This is a genomic window from Phyllobacterium sp. YR620 (assembly GCF_900104165.1).
Classification (GTDB): Bacteria; Pseudomonadota; Alphaproteobacteria; order Rhizobiales; family Rhizobiaceae; genus Phyllobacterium; species Phyllobacterium pellucidum.
Map to the genome: position 1 here is coordinate 1 of NZ_FNJP01000008.1, position 20,105 is coordinate 20,105.

General features: G+C 58.6%; 19 protein-coding genes. 3 read left to right on the plus strand and 16 right to left on the minus strand.

The features are described from left to right. Nucleotides 1-201: 201 nt before the first annotated feature. The 8 genes from BLR72_RS20860 to chvE all read right to left on the minus strand — a co-directional run bounded on the left by BLR72_RS20860 (nucleotide 202) and on the right by chvE (nucleotide 9,785). Nucleotides 202-1,227: a histone deacetylase family protein gene (locus BLR72_RS20860; protein WP_091951697.1), complete on the minus strand. Its 1,026-nt coding sequence runs from the start codon at nucleotides 1,225-1,227 to the stop codon at nucleotides 202-204. Further along, nucleotides 1,224-1,727: a GNAT family N-acetyltransferase gene (locus BLR72_RS20865; protein ID WP_091951699.1), complete on the minus strand. Its 504-nt coding sequence runs from the start codon at nucleotides 1,725-1,727 to the stop codon at nucleotides 1,224-1,226. The genes BLR72_RS20860 and BLR72_RS20865 overlap by 4 nt, the downstream gene beginning before the upstream one ends. Then, nucleotides 1,727-2,659 (minus strand): 3,5-dioxohexanoate:acetyl-CoA acetone transferase, encoded by a 933-nt coding sequence (locus tag BLR72_RS20870; RefSeq protein WP_091951701.1) that lies wholly within the window; start codon nucleotides 2,657-2,659, stop codon nucleotides 1,727-1,729. Before BLR72_RS20870 ends, BLR72_RS20865 begins: the two co-directional genes overlap by 1 nt. Before the next feature lie 7 nt (nucleotides 2,660-2,666). Further along, complete coding sequence (locus tag BLR72_RS20875) at nucleotides 2,667-4,046, minus strand: aminotransferase family protein (protein ID WP_244506786.1); 1,380 nt, start codon at nucleotides 4,044-4,046, stop codon at nucleotides 2,667-2,669. A 13-nt stretch (nucleotides 4,047-4,059) separates the two neighbouring features. After that, entirely contained in the window at nucleotides 4,060-5,703 is a 1,644-nt protein-coding gene (locus BLR72_RS20880; RefSeq protein WP_175492427.1) for a N,N-dimethylformamidase beta subunit family domain-containing protein, read from the minus strand. A gap of 134 nt (nucleotides 5,704-5,837) precedes the next feature. Continuing rightward, nucleotides 5,838-7,037: a multiple monosaccharide ABC transporter permease gene (mmsB, locus tag BLR72_RS20885; RefSeq protein ID WP_027232827.1), complete on the minus strand. Its 1,200-nt coding sequence runs from the start codon at nucleotides 7,035-7,037 to the stop codon at nucleotides 5,838-5,840. Further along, a complete protein-coding gene (gene mmsA, locus BLR72_RS20890; protein WP_027232828.1) occupies nucleotides 7,034-8,566 on the minus strand; it encodes a multiple monosaccharide ABC transporter ATP-binding protein in 1,533 nt (510 codons plus the stop codon). Before mmsA ends, mmsB begins: the two co-directional genes overlap by 4 nt. 157 nt (nucleotides 8,567-8,723) lie before the next feature. Further along, nucleotides 8,724-9,785 carry a multiple monosaccharide ABC transporter substrate-binding protein gene (gene chvE / locus BLR72_RS20895; protein ID WP_027232829.1) on the minus strand — a complete coding sequence of 354 codons (1,062 nt, stop codon included), beginning with the start codon at nucleotides 9,783-9,785 and terminating at the stop codon, nucleotides 8,724-8,726. Between the two features lie 304 nt (nucleotides 9,786-10,089). Between chvE and araD1 the strand changes: the two genes are divergently transcribed. After that, nucleotides 10,090-11,082, plus strand: coding sequence for an AraD1 family protein (gene araD1 / locus BLR72_RS20900; protein ID WP_091951703.1), 993 nt, complete (start codon nucleotides 10,090-10,092; stop codon nucleotides 11,080-11,082). A gap of 28 nt (nucleotides 11,083-11,110) precedes the next feature. Here araD1 and BLR72_RS20905 read toward each other — a convergent pair whose 3' ends face one another. Further along, on the minus strand, nucleotides 11,111-11,863 hold the full coding sequence (locus tag BLR72_RS20905) for a FadR/GntR family transcriptional regulator (protein WP_036815018.1): 753 nt from the start codon (nucleotides 11,861-11,863) through the stop codon (nucleotides 11,111-11,113). 341 nt (nucleotides 11,864-12,204) lie between these two features. On the opposite strand from BLR72_RS20905, the gene BLR72_RS20910 reads away from it, so the two are divergent. Together BLR72_RS20910 and BLR72_RS20915 are read left to right on the plus strand one after the other, a co-directional pair. Beyond that, entirely contained in the window at nucleotides 12,205-12,810 is a 606-nt protein-coding gene (locus BLR72_RS20910; protein WP_091951705.1) for a sulfite oxidase-like oxidoreductase, read from the plus strand. Between the two features lie 10 nt (nucleotides 12,811-12,820). Next, nucleotides 12,821-13,570, plus strand: a complete 750-nt coding sequence (locus BLR72_RS20915) for a ferredoxin reductase (RefSeq protein ID WP_091951707.1) — start codon at nucleotides 12,821-12,823, stop codon at nucleotides 13,568-13,570. A gap of 15 nt (nucleotides 13,571-13,585) precedes the next feature. Here the strand turns inward: BLR72_RS20915 and BLR72_RS20920 are convergent, their stop codons facing one another. Genes BLR72_RS20920 through BLR72_RS20950 form a run of 7 tightly spaced genes read right to left on the minus strand, consistent with a single transcriptional unit; the run spans nucleotide 13,586 to nucleotide 19,951 of the window. Further along, nucleotides 13,586-14,047 carry a DUF6389 family protein gene (locus BLR72_RS20920; protein ID WP_091951709.1) on the minus strand — a complete coding sequence of 154 codons (462 nt, stop codon included), beginning with the start codon at nucleotides 14,045-14,047 and terminating at the stop codon, nucleotides 13,586-13,588. A gap of 51 nt (nucleotides 14,048-14,098) precedes the next feature. Continuing rightward, on the minus strand, nucleotides 14,099-15,184 hold the full coding sequence (ugpC, locus tag BLR72_RS20925) for an ABC transporter ATP-binding protein (protein WP_091951711.1): 1,086 nt from the start codon (nucleotides 15,182-15,184) through the stop codon (nucleotides 14,099-14,101). An 18-nt stretch (nucleotides 15,185-15,202) separates the two neighbouring features. Continuing rightward, entirely contained in the window at nucleotides 15,203-16,027 is an 825-nt protein-coding gene (locus BLR72_RS20930) for a carbohydrate ABC transporter permease (protein ID WP_027232834.1), read from the minus strand. A gap of 11 nt (nucleotides 16,028-16,038) precedes the next feature. Further along, the gene (locus BLR72_RS20935) at nucleotides 16,039-16,944 is read right to left on the minus strand and encodes a carbohydrate ABC transporter permease (RefSeq protein WP_244506793.1); all 906 of its coding nucleotides are present in this window, start codon (nucleotides 16,942-16,944) and stop codon (nucleotides 16,039-16,041) included. 32 nt (nucleotides 16,945-16,976) lie between these two features. After that, nucleotides 16,977-18,305, minus strand: coding sequence for an ABC transporter substrate-binding protein (locus tag BLR72_RS20940; protein ID WP_175492428.1), 1,329 nt, complete (start codon nucleotides 18,303-18,305; stop codon nucleotides 16,977-16,979). A 57-nt stretch (nucleotides 18,306-18,362) separates the two neighbouring features. After that, nucleotides 18,363-19,022 carry a GntR family transcriptional regulator gene (locus BLR72_RS20945; RefSeq protein ID WP_091951715.1) on the minus strand — a complete coding sequence of 220 codons (660 nt, stop codon included), beginning with the start codon at nucleotides 19,020-19,022 and terminating at the stop codon, nucleotides 18,363-18,365. A 38-nt stretch (nucleotides 19,023-19,060) separates the two neighbouring features. Then, nucleotides 19,061-19,951 carry a dihydrodipicolinate synthase family protein gene (locus BLR72_RS20950; protein WP_091951717.1) on the minus strand — a complete coding sequence of 297 codons (891 nt, stop codon included), beginning with the start codon at nucleotides 19,949-19,951 and terminating at the stop codon, nucleotides 19,061-19,063. Nucleotides 19,952-20,105: the final 154 nt, after the last annotated feature.

Below are 20,105 nucleotides of genomic sequence, written 5' to 3' on the forward strand. Positions count from 1 at the left end.
ATCCTGCAAACCTTAGGGCGCATTCAGCAACCGCCAGCGGCGCCCCGCCCTCGTTGTGCCGGTATATAGACCCCACCCAACAAAACTGTCAACACGCCTTTTTCAATTTCTCCAAACTTTTTCCAACCACCAACCAACGCTGTGGATAAGCGCAATTTCATGCCTGCCGACAACGCATTCTTAACCAAACATCCGGCCGCCTCAGCGCATCGAACCAAAGCCCGTCAGGAACGAGGTGAGATTGTCGGAAAGCGCATCGCATAGGTAGCCGCCCTCCTGAACGATGACGGAAGGCCGGCGCAAGGCCGCAATGCGTTCGGCAATTCGTGCGAATCCCGCGGTGGATACCGAAAGCCCACCGAAGGGATCGCCCTCGAAGGCATCAAGGCCAAGCGCGACGACAAGCGCCTGCGGTGCAAAGGCCTCGATGCGACGGCATGCGGAGTCGAGAGCTTCCAGAAATATATCGTCGCCGGATTTGCGTGCGAGCGGCAGGTTGTAATTATAGCCGATCCCTGCCCCCTCGCCGCGCTCGTCCGCATAGCCCCAGAAGAATGGATAGAAGCGCACCGGATCGGCATGGATCGACACGGTCAGGATGTCGGCTCGGCCATAGAAAATCCCTTGCGTTCCGTTGCCGTGGTGCAGATCCACGTCAAGAATAGCCACGCGATCAGCATGCTTGCGCAGCGCTTGCGCGGCGACGGCGGAATTGTTGATGAAGCAGAACCCGCCGGCAACGTCGGCGAAGGCGTGATGACCGGGCGGCCGGCAGAGGGCATAGGCGGCTGGTTCACCCGACATGACCGTTGCGGCTGCCTCGACCGCGCTCCAGGCGCTCCAGCAGGCACTCTCGAAGGTCTCCGCGGAAATCGGGCAGGACGTATCGGCCATGTGGTAGCCGGCCTGGCCAACCGCCGAGGCTGGATAGCTGCCGGAGCGATTGATCGGGTGAATATTCGGAATGACTTCGTGCGAGCCGCCCGGGATCAACTGCCAGCGCCGATGGATGTTTTGCAGGAACTCGAGATATTCCGGCGAATGCACCGCTGCGATCGGGGCGAGGCCATGATCGGACGGGTGATGAATGCTGCAACCTGCGGCCCGCGCGCCGGCAAGCAGGCGATCGATACGTTCGGGTTTTTCCGGATTGGGCTGCGGTGCGCCGCTCGAAAGGAAGCCCTTCGGGTCGTGACGCCGCTGCTCTTCCGCATAGAACGTTTTCATCGCCCCTCCTCGTCGATCTCATGTTCCGCCAATGCGACAAAGGCGTCGCCATAAATGGCGTGGATATGTTCTGCTTGCGACCACTCTATGCCAAGGCGGCCATAGAAATTCTGGGCGCCGAGATTGGCCGTATCCACGGAAAGCCGCAAGTAAGCGGCACCGTTTTCGCGGGCGCGGGCGGCAGCCGCCTTGAGCAGGCGCTCCCCGACCCTGCTGCCGCGAAAGGCAGGCTCGACGTAAATGTCCTGGACAAAGATGCCGGGCCGGCCGCGCCAGGTTGAGAAACTTCGAAAGTACAGGCACATGCCGGCAAAGGCGCCGCCAATCTCGGCGATGAGCGTTTCGAAGGCAGGCTTGTCACCGAAACCGTAGCGCGCGAGATCCTCCGGCGAACTCGTCACCCGCGCTTCAGACCCCATGCCCCGTGCCATCGCAACAATCGCATGATGCAAGAGCTGCACGTCGCTCGCCTCGGCGAGGCGAATGGAAACGGGAGCCATCAGAAGGCCACCCTGTCGCCGCCCTTCAAGGCGAGCATGCTGCGCGCCTCGGCTGGCGTTGCCACATCGAGCGACAGGGCATCGAGAACTGTCCTGATGCGCCGCACCTGATCCGCATTGGACCGAGCAAGTTCGCCGCGCCCGAGCATGAGGCTGTCCTCGAGGCCTACCCGCACATTACCACCCATCGCCGCGGCCATCGAAATCATCGGCATCTGGTGTCTACCCGCTGCCAGCACCGAGAAATCGTAGCTGTCGCCGAAGAGCTTGTCGGCAATACGCTTCATATGAGTAAGATTTTCAGGATCAGCCCCGATGCCGCCAAGAACCCCGAACACGAACTGGATGAAGAGCGGTCCCGCGACAAGCCCGCGATCACGGAAATGGGCAAGTGTATAGAGATGGCCGACATCGTAGCATTCGAACTCGAAGCGCGTGCCACAGCCCTCGCCGAGCCGCTTCAAAATATCCTCCATGTCGGCGAACGTGTTCTTGAAGATGGTGCTGCGCGTCGCTTCGAGGAGTTGCGGCTCCCATTCGTGCTGCCACGCTGTGTAGCGGTCAAGGGCAGGAAAAAGCCCGAAATTCATCGAGCCCATATTGAGCGAACACATCTCCGGTTCGGCCCGAAGCGCCGCAGCGAGGCGGTCGTCGAGCGTCATCACCGAGCTGCCGCCGGTCGAGATATTGATGACCGCATCGCAGGCCTGCTTGATACGCGGCAGGAATTGCATGAACACGGCCGAATCGGCTGAGGGGCGGCCGTTTTGCGGATCGCGCGCATGCAGATGCAGGATCGAAGCGCCCGCCTCCGCCGCATCGATGGCCTGCGTAGCGATCTCGTCCGGCGTGACGGGAAGATACGGGCTCATTGTCGGCGTATGAACCGAACCGGTGACCGCGCATGTGATGATGACTTTTTTCCTCGCCATATCGCCCTCAACCGTTGACGGGAAGATCGAGTTCGCTTGCGAGCTGGCGCAGCGTATCGTCGAGCATATTTGCGATTTCCGCGATCTCTTCGCGGGTAATGATCATCGGCGGACATACCAGGAAATGATCGCCCTCGACTCCGCCGCGCGTACGCCGCGAATATATGATGAGGCCCTTGTCATATGCGATATCGACTACGCGCTGGAAGGCGTTCTTCTCCTTCGGCAATGGCCGCATCGTCGATTTGTCGGAGACGAATTCCGCAGCAAGAAGCAAGCCCTTGCCGCGCACATCGCCGATGAACGGATAGCGGGCGGCCAGCGCAACGAGCTCAGCCTTGAGAAATTCGCCCATGGCGGCGGCATTGCCGACGAGATCATGCCGCTCGATCTCGTCAAGAACCGCGCCTCCGGCAGCGCAGGCCAGCGGATTTCCGGCATAGGTATAGCCATGCTGGAAGCCGCCATTGTCAAGCACCGGCTGGACCATGCGAGAGGGTGCGACCATGGCGCCGAGCGGGCTATATCCAGAGCCGAAACCCTTCGACAGGGCGATGAGGTCCGGCCGGCAATTCCAGTGGTCGCCGCCAAGGAACTTGCCGGTGCGGCCGACGCCGCTCATGACTTCGTCATGGATCAAAAGCACGCCGTAGCGGTCGCAAATCTCGCGAATCCGGCGGTAATAGCTGTCGGGCGCAACGAGCGCGCCGGTTGATGCGCCGCCGATCGGCTCCATGATGAACGCAAGGACTTCCTCCGGCCCTTCTGCGAGGATCGCTTCTTCGAGCTTGTCGGCGTAGCGCAGGCCGCGTTCCTCCATCGAGAAATTATCGCGGTCGAGATAGGCGGTGGGCGCCGGAATGCTGGGCATTTCCTTCATCATCGACCGGAATGGATCGGTGAGCGCCGCATAGCCGGTAACCGCAAGCGCACCGAGCGTGCCGCCGTGATATGAGGGGAAGCGCGATATGACCTTCCAGCGCCGGCTTTGGCCGATCGCCAGCGCGTACTGCCGGGCGAACTTCAGGCAGGATTCGACTGCCTCCGAACCACCCGAGACGAAGAAAACCTTGTCCATGCCAGCCGGCATATAGGTCGAGATACGGCGCGCGAGATCTTCGGCGGGCTCGTTCTCGAAATGCAGCCGATACGCGAACGTGACCTTGTCGAGCTGCTTCTTCATCGTCTCGATGACATGGCGATTGCCGTGGCCGATATTCACCACCATGGCGCCGCTCGAACCGTCGATATAGCGGTTGCCCGCCTGATCCCACAGGTAAATACCCTCGGCCCGGTCGACGAGCGGACGCCGCAGGCGGCTTTGGTAGAAGAGGTGCGAGGCGGCGCGCGGTGCAAGCGTGATCTTCGGCATGGGTTGGCTGGACATCGTTATTCCGTTGTTATCGTTGAAGGTAGCGGTCGAGGACGTTGGCAGTGACACGTTCGACCATTGGATCGCGGCGCAAGAGCCCTGAAACCCACTCGCAGGTTCCGGCGTGGAAGACCTCGCCCTTGCCGCGTGGAAAGTTTACGATCATGCCAGCGCCGCGCTTGTAGCGCTCTACGGCAGCGTCGCCATGATTGCCGGCAAGGACATTGGCAACGAAGAGCGCATCCTCGTCGCCGAGGAACTGGGTGTCCGCAGGGATATCTGCGCTTTCCTCCTTGAGCGAGGAGAGACCAAGGCCAAGAATCTTCAACCCTTCCGGCGGGTTGCCTTCGCCGGTCGGCTCCGGCAGCCCGCGACGGATCACGTAGTCGAGGCCATCAACCTCGTAGCCGAAAATGTGACTATCTGCACCGAGGACGTCGCCATAATAGATGCCCGTCCCCGCGAAAGCCCAATGCTCCGGCCGGTAGATCGGAAAGCCGCGCGCGCCCCGCGGTGCGCAGCCGCCCCAGCCGGCATAAAGTCCATACGTGGCATTGAGGCCGAAGGTCTCGGCGCCCGGGCGGCCGATTTCCTTCGCCTCCCATGAATTGGTGACGCGGCGAATATCGCCCGCGTGATAGAAGGGGTCTTCGGCGCGGGCGCGATATTTATAGCAGACCTGACGCTTGCCGGCGTTCTCGAGGCGGGTCTGCCACATGAAGTTACCGGCAAAGCGGGCGACACGGCCGCCGCGATCGACATAGTCGTCAACCGCATCGCGCATCTCCCAGGTCCAGTACTCGTCATGGCCGACGAAGACGACACAGTCATAGAAACCGATCAGATCGGGGGAAAAATGCAGTTCGTGCTGGGTGACAAGATCGATGCCATAGCCTGCACTCTCCGCCCAGCGAAAAAAGTGGCTGTCATAGCTGGCCCACCCCGCCGAGGCATATTTCTTGGAATAGCCGTTGGCATAGGCCCACTCCATGTGCGGATAGCGGGGCACCGTCGCAGGCGGAAGCGTGATTTCGAGCGGCACCCGCGGGGCTGTCGCGGGCAGGCGCACGAAGCCTCGCCCAAACGGTCTTTCCATGCTCACGATCGGCGCAAACTGATTACGTTCCGGGCCGGTTATGCCCTGATAGTGGTTGGAGCCTCCCCAGCTGTTATAGGCGGCCCATGTTCCACTGGCCGCGACCTGGAGAATGCGGCCGGCCTTTCGCCCTGGCGCCGGCTGCACGATAAACAGATGGTCGCAGGCGATGGGCGCGCCCTTGCGGCCCTCCGCGGTCAATCGCACCCGGTAGGCACCGGACGGCCACTCCGTTCCTATATTGAAATCGAATGCCGCCTCCCAGCCGCACCCTTCGACCGAGCATTGATCCGGCGTTTCCTGCCAATAAGCACTGATATTCTCGGCTTCGAAGACAACCTCGACCGAAGCACCATCGCGGAAGATTTCTATAGCGAAGGTCGGCGCCGTCGAACTGACGAAAAGCGTCACCCGTGCGCCCGGCTCATAGGACCATGCGTCGGTGTAGCACCAGATTTCGCCGCGATCGCCATCCATGCCCGGATATTCGTAATAATGGCCGAGCACGGCTTCACGCCGTTCGGATTCGGTCAGTCCAAAGTCGGGAAAATCAGATCTTACGTGCACGATGGCCACCTCCCTGGCCAGGATCGTTCACATTCATGCATCCCCCGTGACGAATAGTCAAAATGCGGCGGGGCAATGCCGGAGCTATCAACGACCGGCCGCACCCTTGCACGCCCGGTCGACTCTTGTTTTCAGAAAAGCGACTATGCCTTGTTCTTGTTGTAAACGTCGAAGACCACGGCTGCGAGGAGAACCAGTCCCTTGATCACCTGCTGCCAATCGATATTGACGCCCATGATCGACATGCCGTTGTTCATGACGCCCATGATGAAGGCGCCGATCACCGCCCCCATGACCTGGCCAACACCACCCATCGCCGAAGCGCCGCCGATAAACACGGCCGCGATAACGTCGAGTTCGAAGCCGAGGCCGGCCTTCGGCGTTGCGGTGTTCAACCGCGCCGCAAAAATCAGTCCGGCGAGAGCCGCAAGCACACCCATGTTGACGAAGGTGAAGAACGTTAGCCGCTCGGTCTTGATCCCGGAAAGCTTCGCCGCCTTTTCGTTGCCGCCCATGGCATAGATACGCCGCCCGATGGTCGTGCGCTTGGTCACGAACACGAAGAGCGCGATCAAAAGCGACATGACGATGAGGACGTTGGGAAGCCCCTTATAGGACGAGAGCAGATAGGTCAGATAAAGGATGATACCGGCAATGATCAGGTTTTTGGCGACGAAGAGCGCAAAGGGCTCACCCTGATAGCCATGCTTCTCGCGCTTGGCGCGTCCGCGAATGCTGAAATAGATCATGAGCGCCACGAGGACGATGCCGATGAGCATCGAGGTTATGTTGAAGGTCGTTCCGCCAAAAACATCGGGAATGAAACCCGAGCTTAAAAGCTGGAATTGCTGCGGGAATGGTCCCACCGACTGGCCGCCGAGCAGCCAGAGTGCAAGGCCCTTGAAGACTAGCATGCCGGCGAGCGTCACGATGAATGACGGGATCTTGTGATAGGCGACCCAATAGCCCTGCGCCGCGCCGATGGCGCCGCCCATGATCAGGCAAAGGATGGTCGCGGGAATGTAGTGGATGTGCCACTGCACCATCATCACGGCGGCAAGCCCGCCGACAAATCCCGAGACCGAGCCGACCGAAAGGTCGATGTGCCCTGCCACAATGACGAGCAGCATGCCCAGTGCCATGATGATGATATAGCTGTTCTGCAGCACCAGATTCGTCAGGTTGACCGGGCGGAAAAGCGTTCCGTTCGTGGTGAACTGGAAGAAGATCATGATGAGGATCAGGGCGAGCACCAGACCGTATTCGCGGAAATTGCCTTTCACGGCCGATCCGTCGGTCTTGAAATCCTTCTTTCCCTGCGTTGCTGCTGTTTCGATAGTCATGATGCTTTCCCTTCAGCACGGATAATGGCGCGCATGATCTTTTCCTGGCTGGCTTCGCTGGCCGGCATTTCGCCGACGAGCCTGCCCTGGTTCATCACATAGATCCGGTCGCAGACGCCAAGCAGCTCCGGCATTTCCGACGAGATCATCAGGACGCTTTTGCCTTCGCTTACCAATTGGTTGATGATTGAATATATCTCATATTTTGCGCCGACATCGATACCGCGCGTCGGCTCGTCCAGGATCAAAAGTTCGGGATTGGCGAAGAGCCATTTCGACAGAACCACCTTCTGCTGATTGCCGCCGGAAAGGTTGCCCGTCTTCTGATAAATGCTCGACGAGCGGATATTCGTTTTGCGGCGATATTCATTCGCCACTTTCAGTTCGGCCATGTCGTCGATGACACCATTCTTCGATACGCCGTCGAGATGGGCGATCGTCGTGTTGTGCTTGATATGGTCGATCAGGTTGAGCCCGTAGGTCTTGCGATCTTCCGTGACATAGGCAATGCCGTTGTCGACCGCCTTGCCGATCGTCGAGACATCGACCTTCTTGCCCTTGATGAAAACCTCGCCGCTGATCTTCTGGCCGTAGGCCTTGCCGAAGACGCTCATGGCGAACTCCGTGCGCCCTGCGCCCATCAACCCGGCAATGCCGACGACCTCGCCTTTACGCACATTGAGATTGATGCCGTTGACGACGGTTCGGTCGCCATGGATGTGGTGGTGAACGACCCAGTCCTTCACCTCGAACACCACCTCGCCGATGTTGGGGTCCCGCGTCGGAAAGCGATCCGCCAATTGGCGCCCGACCATCAGGGTTACGATGCGGTCCTCGGAAATGTCCTTCTTGTCGAGCGTCTCGATCGTCGCGCCGTCGCGCAGGACGGTGATGCGATCGGCAACCTTACCGACTTCATTGAGTTTGTGCGAAATCAGGATCGAGGAGATGCCGTGCGCCTTGAATTCCAATAGGAGGGAAAGCAGCGCGTCGCTGTCCTTTTCGTTGAGGCTCGCTGTCGGCTCATCAAGAATGAGCAGCTCGACCTCCTTGGAAAGCGCCTTGGCGATTTCGACAAGCTGCTGCTTGCCGACGCCGAGATTGGTGATCAGCGTCAGCGGATCTTCCTTGAGCCCGACCTTAGCAAGGAGTTCGCGGGTACGCGATTCTGCGACATGCCAGTCGATGATGCCGAATTTTGCAGGTTCGTTACCGAGGAAAATGTTCTCCGCAATCGACAGCAAGGGAACCAGAGCCAGTTCCTGGTGGATGATGATGATGCCCTTGCGCTCGCTGTCGGCGATATCGCGAAAGTGCTGTTCTTCACCCTTGTAGTGGATTTCGCCCTCGTAGCTACCATGCGGATAGACGCCGCTCAGCACTTTCATCAGGGTCGATTTGCCGGCCCCGTTCTCGCCGACGAGCGCGTGAATCTCACCCTTGCGCACATTGAGATTGACATTGTTGAGCGCTTTCACACCAGGAAACGTCTTGGTGATGTTGCGCATTTCGAGGATAGTATCCATCAAGGTCCTCATCGATGCCCTTGCGACTGCTGGTCCGGCATCGCTCCCTTTGCATTTTTATTGGGCTTTGCGGTGCATTACCACCGGATTCCGCCAAAGCCACTTGTCAAGAAAACAAACCCCGCGCGGTAAGGCGCAGGGTTCGCTTCAGTTCGGTTGATTACTTCACCTGGTCTTCCTTGTAGTAGCCGGATCCAACGAGAATCTCCTTCCAGTTGGACTTGTCGACTTCGACTGGCTTCAGCAGGTAGGCCGGAACGACCTTGACGCCGTTGTTGTACGTCTTGGTGTCGTTGATTTCCGGCTGGTCGCCCTTCAGAACGGCGTCAATCAGGTTGGACGTTACCTTGGCAAGGTCACGCGTGTCCTTGAAGATCGTCGAATACTGCTCGCCGGCAATGATCGACTTGACCGACGGTACTTCCGCATCCTGACCGGAAACGAACGGGAATGGCTGATCCTTGGTGCCGTAGCCGACGCCGCGCAGCGACGAGAGAATACCAATCGACAGACCGTCATAGGGCGACAGAACGGCATTGACCTTCTTGTCGGTGTAGTAGGCCGAGAGGAGGTTGTCCATGCGTGCCTGGGCGACGGCGCCGTCCCAACGAAGCGTACCGACCTTGTCCATGCCCATCTGGCCAGATTGTACGACGAGCTTGCCGCTGTCGATCAGCGGCTGCAGGACGGACATTGCGCCATTGTAGAAGAAGAAGGCGTTGTTATCGTCAGGCGAACCGCCAAAGAGTTCGATGTTGAACGGGCCGGCTGCGTCCGGCAGTCCAAGTGCCTTCACCAGTGACGAGGCCTGGAGCACGCCAACCTGGAAGTTGTCGAACGTGGTATAGTAGTCGACATTCGGGCTGTCACGGATCAATCGGTCGTAGGCGATGACCTTGATGCCGGCATCATGTGCCTGCTGAAGGACATTCGATAGGGTCGTACCGTCGATCGCTGCGATGACCAGAACCTTGACACCCTTGGTGACCATGTTCTCGATCTGGGCGAGCTGGTTTGGAATATCGTCTTCCGCATACTGCAGATCGGTATTGTAGCCGCGCTCTTTCAGCGTCTTGACCATGTTGTCGCCATCGGCGATCCAGCGGGCCGAGGATTTCGTTGGCATCGCAATGCCGACAGTGCCCTTGTCCTCAGCAAAGCTTTGCGCGCCTAACACGCTCAATGCGAGCAGGCTTGCAGCAAATAGTTTCAGGATTTTCACGTCTGTTCCTCCCAGTTTTCCATCAAATTCGATGCGGCAATCCGAGCCTCAGCCGTTGGATTTTGTGCACCGAACCAGTTCCTCCCAGAGCGGGGTCGCACAACACTTATCGCAAAAGTATTACTTTTGAAATAGGCCTTTACGTGTGTCGAAAAAATGTCGCGACCCCCTGGCGACGCTCGGCGCATTAGCCGGCCAAGCCGTTTACATCAATATAATACTATTATATTATTTTTGGAAGAAGGTTCGGCCGCTTATGTGTGGGACCTATAATTCATATACCCAAATATGCGGGAGGAAAGCCTTGAATCTGGTTCAATTGATCAATGCCAATGGAAAGCGGCAGGTTGCCGCACGTGTTGGCGATGAGTTCCGGCACGTAAAGCGCACAAAGTCTGTGCTCGAACTCGCTCATGCTGCCATCGAGGCCAAGACCAATATCGCAGAAATTGTCGAAAGCCGCGGCCTGGGCAAGAAGGTAGACGTCGAAGCGGCCTATCGGGAGGACCGCCTCCTTGCCCCGATCGATACCCATGATTCGGCGCATATCCACCTCACAGGTACCGGCCTTACGCATCTTGGTTCCGCGGCGACCCGCGACGCAATGCACCGCAAAATCGGCGACGCCAAGGAAGAGACGCTGACCGATTCGATGAAGATGTTCCGCATGGGTCTCGACAACGGCAAGCCCAAGAAGGGCCAGACCGGCGTGCAGCCGGAATGGTTCTACAAGGGCAACGGATCGATGCTGACGGCACCGGGCGAGCCACTCCTGTCGCCCGCCTTCGCTGACGATGCGGGCGAGGAACCGGAGATTGCTGGTATCTACGTCATCGGCCCCGACGGTTCGCCGTTTCGCATTGGATTTGCTCTCGCGAACGAATTCTCCGATCACGTCATGGAGCGCGTCAACTACCTTTATCTGGCTCATTCCAAACTTCGGCCCTGTTCTGTCGGTCCAGAGCTGATCGTGGGCGACCTGCCTGCTGATATCCGCGGAACGTCGCGCATACTGCGCAAGAACAGGACCGTCTGGGAGAAGCCGTTCCTGTCGGGCGAGGACAACATGTCCCACACGATCGACAATCTCGAACACCATCATTTCAAATACAGTGTATTCCGCCAGCCCGGCGACGTTCATGTGCATATGTTCGGGACGGCCACGCTCTCTTTTGCCGATGGTGTGAAGGCAGAAAATGGCGACATCTTCGAAATCGAAGCGCCGGCGTTCGGTTTGCCGCTTCGCAACCCGCTCAAAATCGAAAAGCCGTCCAAGGTGAAAGTCAAAGCTCTCTAGACTCTGGGCAATATGCGGATCGCCGACTCTACCCGGCGGTCCCCTGCCCTGCGGCGACGACGCGCTCGGCGCCTTCGCGTATCACCACACGCATAGCCTCTTTCGCCGCCTCCGCATCGCCGGCCTTGATGGCGTCGGCGATTGCCGCGTGCCTTGCGACGGAACGCACGTGACTTTCGGAGTTCGGGATCGGCGAACTGATGGTAAATGTAGTAACAAGCGCGACTTCAATCAGCGCACTGATGGATCGCATGAAGGGGTTTCCCGAGGCCTCGGCAATGGCGATGTGAAACTGCAGATCGCTGTAGACGAAATCGGCCGCGGATTCGCTCGCGCTGCCCATCCTGCCAACCCAGTGGTAGAGCGTTTCAAGCTGATCCTCGGTGCGGCGCAAGGCAGCAAGGCCCGCCGCTTCCGGCTCCAGAGCCAGCCGCATCTCGACGATGCTCGAAAGGAAATGGGCGCTTGCCCCTGCCTCGAAATGCCAGACGAGGATGTCGGGATCGAACAGGTTCCAGTGCGAACGCTCGCGCACCCGCGTGCCGATCTTGGCTTTCGGCTGAATGAGGCCCTTGGCAGCAAGCGTTTTCAGCGCCTCACGAAGAACAGTACGCGAGACACCGAACCGATCCAGGAGTTCGGCATCGCCGGGCAGAATCGTGTTTTCCGGGTAAGCGCCGCTGATGATCTTCAGGCCGAGATCACGCATGACGTGGCCATGATGGGTACGTGATTGGCCCGCCGTGCGGAAGTCATAGTTGAGGAGATCGTTGTCTGCCAACTTTTTGCCTGCTATGTGCTTCGTGGGCAAAATCAGCCAACATTTGCCGCTGCTTAGCGCGTAAGCGGCAATGCCTCCCAGCTGTCCTCCCAACCTCTTGCCTCTATTTATAATATAATAATATCAATAACAATCTACAAAGCTTTATGCACACCCGAATCAGTCATTTTGATCGGTCGTTCGACGTCCCTATTATCGCAAACCGTGGGACTTGCACGTCGCCACTTGCATTATTTGATCGCTTTTCAGAACACTTGCGCATGGATGCGCGGCACGGTTGATGCCGCGCACTTGGCCGCGGCTGGAAGCTGTGTTCTTATAAATCGAAGGAGACAGCAGACATGACGACACGCGGCTTTACGGGCCGGGGGCAATCCCCTGAAATCAAGGATCGCGTCCCGCCGGGGCAATCGCTGACAGAAGATTTTCCGGTTCTTTCTGCCGGTCCAACGCCGCGGGTTCGCACAGAAGATTGGAAGTTCACCCTCAAAGTTGGACCGAAGCCGGTCATCTCCTGGAACTGGGACGAGTTCAACGCGCTGCCGCAAACGAAGCTTACCCGCGACATTCATTGCGTGACCGCCTGGTCGAAGCTCGATACCCATTGGCAAGGCGTGCTCATCGACGATATCCTTGCCGAAGCCAATCTCGAACCGCCCACCGACTTTCTTCTCGCGCATGGCTACGACGGCTATACGACGAACGTGCCGGTCAAGGATCTTACCGGTGGCAGGGCGATGATCGCAACGTCCTACGACGGCAAGCCGCTGACCGCTGATCATGGCGGACCAGCGCGGCTGCTCGTGCCGCACCTTTATTTCTGGAAGTCGGCAAAATGGATCAACGGCCTGCAGTTTACGGCGCGCGACGAACCTGGCTTCTGGGAATTGCGCGGCTATCACATCTATGGTGATCCGTGGCGCGAACAGCGTTACACCGGCGATTAGGGCCTGAACCGTGCAGGACCAATCGGCGAACGCGCGGGTTGAATGGCAAACGGCGACCATAACCGGGGTCGTGCGCCAGACAGCCCGCGTCAGCAGCTTTTTCTTCGCTCCGTCCGTACCCTTTGTCTACACGGCCGGCCAACACGTCGATGTCCGGCTGAGCGCGCCGGACGGCTATCAAACGCAGCGAAGCTATTCCATCGCCTCTACTCCCGATAGCGGCGCAACGATCGAGCTTGCCATCGAGCGGCTCGATGACGGCGAGGTATCGACCTTTTTTCATGACGTGGCGCAGATCGGCGACGAGATCGAATTGCGCGGGCCGATCGGCGGACACTTCATCTGGACCGTCACTGATGGCGGGCCGGTATTGCTGGTCGGCGGCGGCTCCGGCGTCGTGCCCCTCGTCTCCATGCTGCGCCATCGAAAGGCGCGGACTTCGACTATCCCGGCGCTTCTTCTCTATTCGGCGCGAAGCTGGGATGAACTGATTTTCCGTGATGAACTGCTTGCCCTTGCCGAGTCAGAAAACAATTTCGACTTGGCGCTTGCCCTGACGCGCGAGCCGGTGGCGCGCGCAAACCACTATACCCGTCGCATCGATGCATCCATCGTCACGGAAACCTTGGCCCGCCTTCCGGCTTCGCCCAAGCAAACGTTTGTCTGCGGCTCCAATGCATTCGTCACCACCGCTGCCGACGCACTGGTCGCGGCCGGTACACCCGCCGGCTCCATCCGTGTGGAGCGGTACGGCGTTTAGCGAAACAACGTGCATTCAAGGAAGCAGGGTGACGTTCCCTTTAGAGCCGTATCCCTCCTCGCCGTAAACCAACGCTGGCAACCCGACACCCCCAAGTTGCTGCCACAAATCTTCAACCCAATCCATGCAGGTATCCACTATGGCATCGTTGATAGAGAATGACGGTTCGCCTGGGTCGCATGTCAAAACGTCCGGTTGCACACGACCATCTAGATACCGAACCTCGAACAGCGAACGGTGTGCCTCAATGGCTTTATTGAGGACGTAAAGATCCGGGCCATCCAAATGAACCATAACCCCAAAGAAGCCGTCCTCGTCTTGCCCGGGATGAATTCCGATCTCAAGCCGGCCTACTTTGGCCGGGATCGACCGCTTGATTTCCTCCAGCTTTGCCAAGGCCAACGCCGTGTGCGCCTGCAAAACGTTCTGAAGCGCCGCTTTGTAATGGGCTTCGGTGGTCAGTTTGCTTAATCTCATGATCACCTTCAATTGGGACAGCGAGAACAGGCTTGGGGCGTTATTCCGCTTTCAACCGGGACGACCCTGATGGGCAATGGGCCTGCCGATGCGCATTCCGTTGCTCGCGTCAAAGAGATGGGCATGTGCAGGGTCAATCGAGACCGTAAGCACATCTCCGGGCCGGATCGAGAGTCGTTCGCGGAAGAGGCAGTTGATCTCCTGATCGCCTATGCTGCCCACCACCATGATTTCCGATCCGGTCGGTTCCACGACGTCCACCTTTACTGCGACGCCCTCGGATGCGACCTTTATGTGCTCCGGGCGAATGCCGTAGATGGCCTCATCGGAAGACGCTCTCTCCGTGCCCTTCGGCAGCGGTAGTCGCACACCATCACTCGTTACGAAAGCGTCGCCTTCGACCTTGCCCCTGATAAAGTTCATGGCCGGGGAACCAATAAAGCCGGCAACAAAAAGGTTCGCCGGATAGTCGTAAAGGTCGAGCGGCGTGCCGATCTGTTCGACCAACCCGTCCTTCATGACCACGATCTTGTCGGCCATGGTCATGGCTTCGATCTGGTCGTGCGTCACATAGACAATGGTCGTGCCGAGGCGCTGGTGCAGGCTCTTTATCTCGCTGCGCATCTGTACACGAAGCTTGGCATCGAGATTCGAAAGCGGTTCGTCGAATAGAAAAACTTGCGGATCACGCACGATGGCCCGGCCCATGGCCACACGCTGGCGCTGGCCACCCGAAAGCTGACGCGGAAACCGGTCAAGCAGCTTCTCGAGCCCGAGAATTTCAGCGGCGCGGCCGACGCGGCTCGCCTTTTCCTGCTTCGGCGCATTCTTGAGCATGAGCGCAAAGCCCATATTATCGGCGACCGTCATGTGCGGATAGAGCGCGTAGTTCTGGAATACCATGGCAATGTCGCGTTCCTTCGCAGGCAGGTCGTTGACCACGCGATCGCCGATGGCGATTTCGCCGCCGGTGATCTCCTCCAGGCCGGCAATCATGCGCAGAAGCGTCGACTTCCCGCAGCCGGACGGCCCGACGAGAATGACAAATTCACCGTCATCGATATCGACGGAAACGCCGTGCATGACATTAACATTACCGTACGTCTTGGTGACGTCTTTGATGGAGACCGAGGCCATGCGACCCTCCTTGGATAATCAGCCGCCCTTGACCGCGCCGGCGGTAAGCCCGGCGATGATCTGGCGTTGCGCAAAAACGGTGAGCAGCAGAACCGGCAAGGTCACGATAAAGGCGGCGGCCGCAAGCGGTCCCCAACTTACCTGCTCAAATGAAAGCATATTGTAGACAGCGACGGGCAAAGTCCGCGTCTCGCGGCTGGCAAGCACAATGCCGAAGACGAAGTTGTTCCAGGAGAAGATAACCGCGAGGATGAGCGACACGACGATGCCGGGCTTGGCAATCGGCAGGGCCACCATGCGAAATACCTGCCAGGACGTCGCGCCGTCGATCATTGCCGCCTCTTCGAGCTCCATCGGCGTCGTCTCGAAATAGCCGATCATGATCCAGATCACGATCGGAACCGTCACCACGAGATGAATGATGATCTGCGGCCACAGCGTTCCGAGCAGCCCGAGGGTTTGGAACAGGAGAAACAGTGGAATGAGATAGGAAAGTCCCGGCGTCATGCGCGCGATCATGACGACGATGGCTGCCTTGTTTGCCCGCAGTCGGGCGATGCCATAGCCGGCCGGCACCCCGACAAGCAGCGCAAGCAACGTCGCCGTACCTGTCACCAGCAGACTGTTCCAGAAATAGTGCAGGAAATCATTTGTCGCAAAGATCTCTGTGTAATTTGACCAGGCAAAATTCTCCGGAATGAAGATCGGAGGATAGGCGCCGTTGTCGATTTCATATTTCAGCGAAAGCGACAGCATCCACAGAAAGAAGAAGATCGCGGGCGAAACGATGACGAACACGACAAGGGCGGTTCCGAGGGACTTCAGCAGGCGGCGGCGGGCCATCAACGGTCTCCTCAGCTATTCCACTTTGTCCGCTGGCGCAGATAAAGTAGAGCCAGCGACATTGTGATGATGACGATGAAAAACACGACGGCGAGCGCCGAACCGTAGCCAATGTCGTAATAGGCAAAGGCCACATTGTAGAGATAGATATTGATAGTTTCCGATGCGGTTCCGGGGCCGCCCTGCGTCATGGCAAAGATGATGTCGAAGCTTTTGAGCGCATCGATCGAGCGGATAATCACGGCCACCATCATGAACGGGAGGATCATCGGCAGCGTGATATAGCGAAACTTCTGCCAGCCATTGGCGCCGTCGATTTCAGCGCTCTCGAAGGGGTCGCGCGGCATGGCTGCGAGACCGCCGAGAACGATGAGCATGACGAGCGGCGTCCACTGCCAGGTTTCGACAAGAACCAGCGACGGTATCACCGTGTTCTGGTTGAAGATCCATTCCTGCGGTCCGATGCCGACGAGCGACAGAAGATAATTGAGGACGCCGAGCTGCGGGTGGAACATCATGGTCCACACCAGCGCGATTGCAACGGGCGTTGCCATCATCGGCATGACGAAGATACCGCGCAATAGGCCGCGCATCGGCAGTTTGCTGTCAAAGACCAGGGCGGCAATCGTGCCAAGAACCAGAGGGGCCACAACCGACAAGACGGTGTAGACCACCGTGTGAACCATGGACTCCCAGAAGCGCTGGTCACCGGCGATGCGGGCGAAGTTGGCGAAGCCAACAAAGCGCTGGTCACCGCCGAGATGCCACTCATTGGCGCTCATCCAAAGGGTGAACACCCAGGGGAAAATGATGACCGCCCCGACAATGACCAATGCCGGCACGACAAAGGGCCAATAGCTCGGCTTGAGCCGGCTCTTGCCTTTCTTCGCTTTGGCATCTTGCGCAAGACGGGTCATTGTCGGTGCAGCTGTTGTCATGACGACTTCGCCTAGCTTTCGCTGCGCGCGAGGACGGGACGGAACTCCTCCGTGGCGCGCTTCAATTCAGTTGCGGGATCGGCGCCGCCGAGCAGATTGGTCAGTCCGACACCCATCACATCGCGGAATTCGGTGACGGGGATGATGACGGGCAGACAGAGCTTGCTGACCTTGGCCGATTCCGAAAGCGCCGTGACCCAATCCTGCGGCATGGTTACGTTCTTGCGCACTTCTGGGTCGTTGAGGATGGAGTTGCGGAATGGGACGCCGGAACCCGTCTGCAGCAAGCGTGCACCCATCTCCTTCGAGATTGCCCATTGGCAATAGAGGTAGGCGGCTTCCTTGTTTGACGAGCCTTCCGTCACGCCAATGCCGTCGCCGAATGTCGGCGCAGCCTGGGCATTCGGTCCCTTGGGCATGACGCCGTAGCCGACCTTGCCGACGACGCGCGATTTCTGCGGGTTTTCGAGCGGCGGTGCAAAACCGATACCATCGAGCCACATGGCGACCTTGCCCTGGAGGAAGCTTGACTGGCACTCCGCCCAGTTGAAACCGGTGACGCCGGGGGGTGCCGATTTGGTCATCAGCCGCTGGTACAAGGCGGCCGCTTCGATCGCTTCGGGCGTATCGGTCTGCAGGGTTCCGTTTTCCACGGTGCTCTTGCCATAGCCGAGCATCAGGCTCGCCCAGACGGGGGTGTTGGCGTTCTTCATGCCGCGCGCGACGAAACCATAGGTTCCGCTTGCCGCATCGGTGAGCTTTTCGGCCGCTGCAACGAGTTCGTCAAACGTCTTCGGATACTCGACGCCCTTCGCTGCAAAGAGGTCCTTGTTCCAATAGAGAATCCAGTAATCGACGGAAAAGGGGAGCCCGCCGAAACGGCCATTTTGATCCTTTGCGAAGGCGAGGCCAGCTTCGGCGAAATCGCTCTCGGTAAGGCTCGGTTCGGTAAGGCTTGGATCCTTGAGAAACGGAGTAAGGTCAGCCAGCCATCCACCCTTTTCAAACTGGCGCTTCTGCACGTGATAGCTGATGTGGATGACGTCGAAGCTCGGCTTGCCGGAGGTGAGCTCAATCACCGCCTTCTGGCGCTGCTGCTGTTCCGGCGTCTGTTCGGAATTGACCTTGATGCCGGTCAATTCCTCGAATTCCTTCTGGTATTTCTGCAGGATATCGCCGCGCGGGCTCTTGATCAGGTTCACCTCGAGTGTCGTGCCGGCGAATTTCTTCCAGTCGACATTGGCGAATGCGGGCTTCAGGCCGGTCATGCTTGCAGCGCCGAGCGCTGCCGAACCTGCCAGGAACTGCCGGCGTGTCGGGTTCAGGAATTTCATGCTCATTGTCTCCTCCTCGTGTCGTTTTTCGACGGGGCAACTCCCATTGCCGGTGTCGGGCTTTCAAACCTTCAATGCAAGATTCCTCGCATTGTTGATGTGCACGGCTATCGCTTCCATTGCTGTCGGCGGATCGCGGCTCTCGATCGCAGTCAGCACCGCGAGATGTTCGCGCATGACCGGAATGACCCGGCCGGTGATGCGGAACCGCTCCTGGTTGATGAGCCGCATCTTGATCGCATTGATCCGATAGGCCCGCGAAATGATCCCGTTATCGAGTGAATCGATTATCGTTTCATGCAGGTCCCAGTCTATGGCCTGAGCGCGCAGTTCAAGTTCCGGGGTTTCCCTGTTCTGCAGGGCCTCTTCAAGCGTATCCTCATGCTCCTTGCGCAGCTTCGCCAGAAGTTCCTCGGACGCGGAAACGCAAAAGACGGCAATCGCCTCCTTCTCCATGAACAGGCGAAATTGAAAAGCCTCCCGGATCAGGTTGATATCGATATGCGCGATCTGTATGCCGCGCTGCGGTATGGTCCGGACGAGACCTTCGGCCTCAAGCCGCGGCACCAGTTCCCGAATCGCGCCGAGCGGCATGCCCGTCATCGCCACGAGTTGGCGTTGTGAGACGAACTGCCCTGGACTGATATCGCGGGCAAGGAGATGCTCCGTGAAACTTGCATAGGCTTTTTCTCGCAGTCTCACCGGTTCGTTGCCATCATCCATGCGCGATCTCCGTCCCCCGAGCCCTCAGTTACTCCTTATTACGCAGCGGCAGCAATAAACAAGCGGTCGAAAATGCCGGTGACCCGCTTGGCGTCCGTATCCGAAAGGCCCTGCAGTGGCGCTCGCGTCCGGCGCCAAGCATCGTCCTGATTATGATGCGCCAGAATGGCCTTCACCGCAGGCACGACCGGAAACTTCAAAATCTCTTCGACAGCTTCGATAACAGCCGGATCGTCGCGGCCCTCTTCGATGAGCGGCAGCAGCCGGTCAGGATAGAGATTGGCCATGCCTGAAATCGACCCTTGCGCGCCGAGCCGAACCGCTGCGGCCAGGGTGCGTTCGTCACCGATCAGGATGGCGAGATCCTTGTGCTTGGCAAGAAGTGCCTGGGTATAGGTCCAGTTGCCCGAGGAATCCTTGACACCGGCGATCGCACCGGGAAACGCTTCGCGCAAACGGGAGACCAACGCGACCGAAATTTCGACAGCGGTGACCGACGGGATATTGTAGATGATAATCCCGCGTAGGCCCGCACCTATTTCCTTGAACACGGCCGAGAACCAGTCGAAGAGCCCATCGTCACTGACGTTCTTGAAGTAGGACGGCGGAGCGAGCAATACACCGCGGCACCCGGCATCAAGAGCAAGCCGAGACTGCGCAGCAGCATCGACATACGAATTGGCCATCACGCCGACAATGATCTGCGACGGCTCCAGCCCACCTTCGATAAATGCACGAATGACATTACCGCGCTCATCATAACCGATCGAGGAGCCCTCTCCCGTCGTGCCGAAGAGGGTAACACTGCGGCAGCCACGGCCGAGACAATCCTGCGCATGCGCGAGTGCCTTCGGCACGTCGATTCGCATGTCGGCGTCAAAAGGCATGGTCAATGCTGCGGAAAGTCCAAATCGTTCAGCCCGAGACACCTGCTTCTCCCAATCTCATTGCTCACTAGAGACATACTAACATGTTAGTTGAAAGTCAACGTGTCTGTCCTGACTTTTTAGTCAGCGAAATTGGCGGCTGATTAGGATAGAGCTTAATCGATTGGACAGATTCGTCCCGCGCCGGCCCCCAATG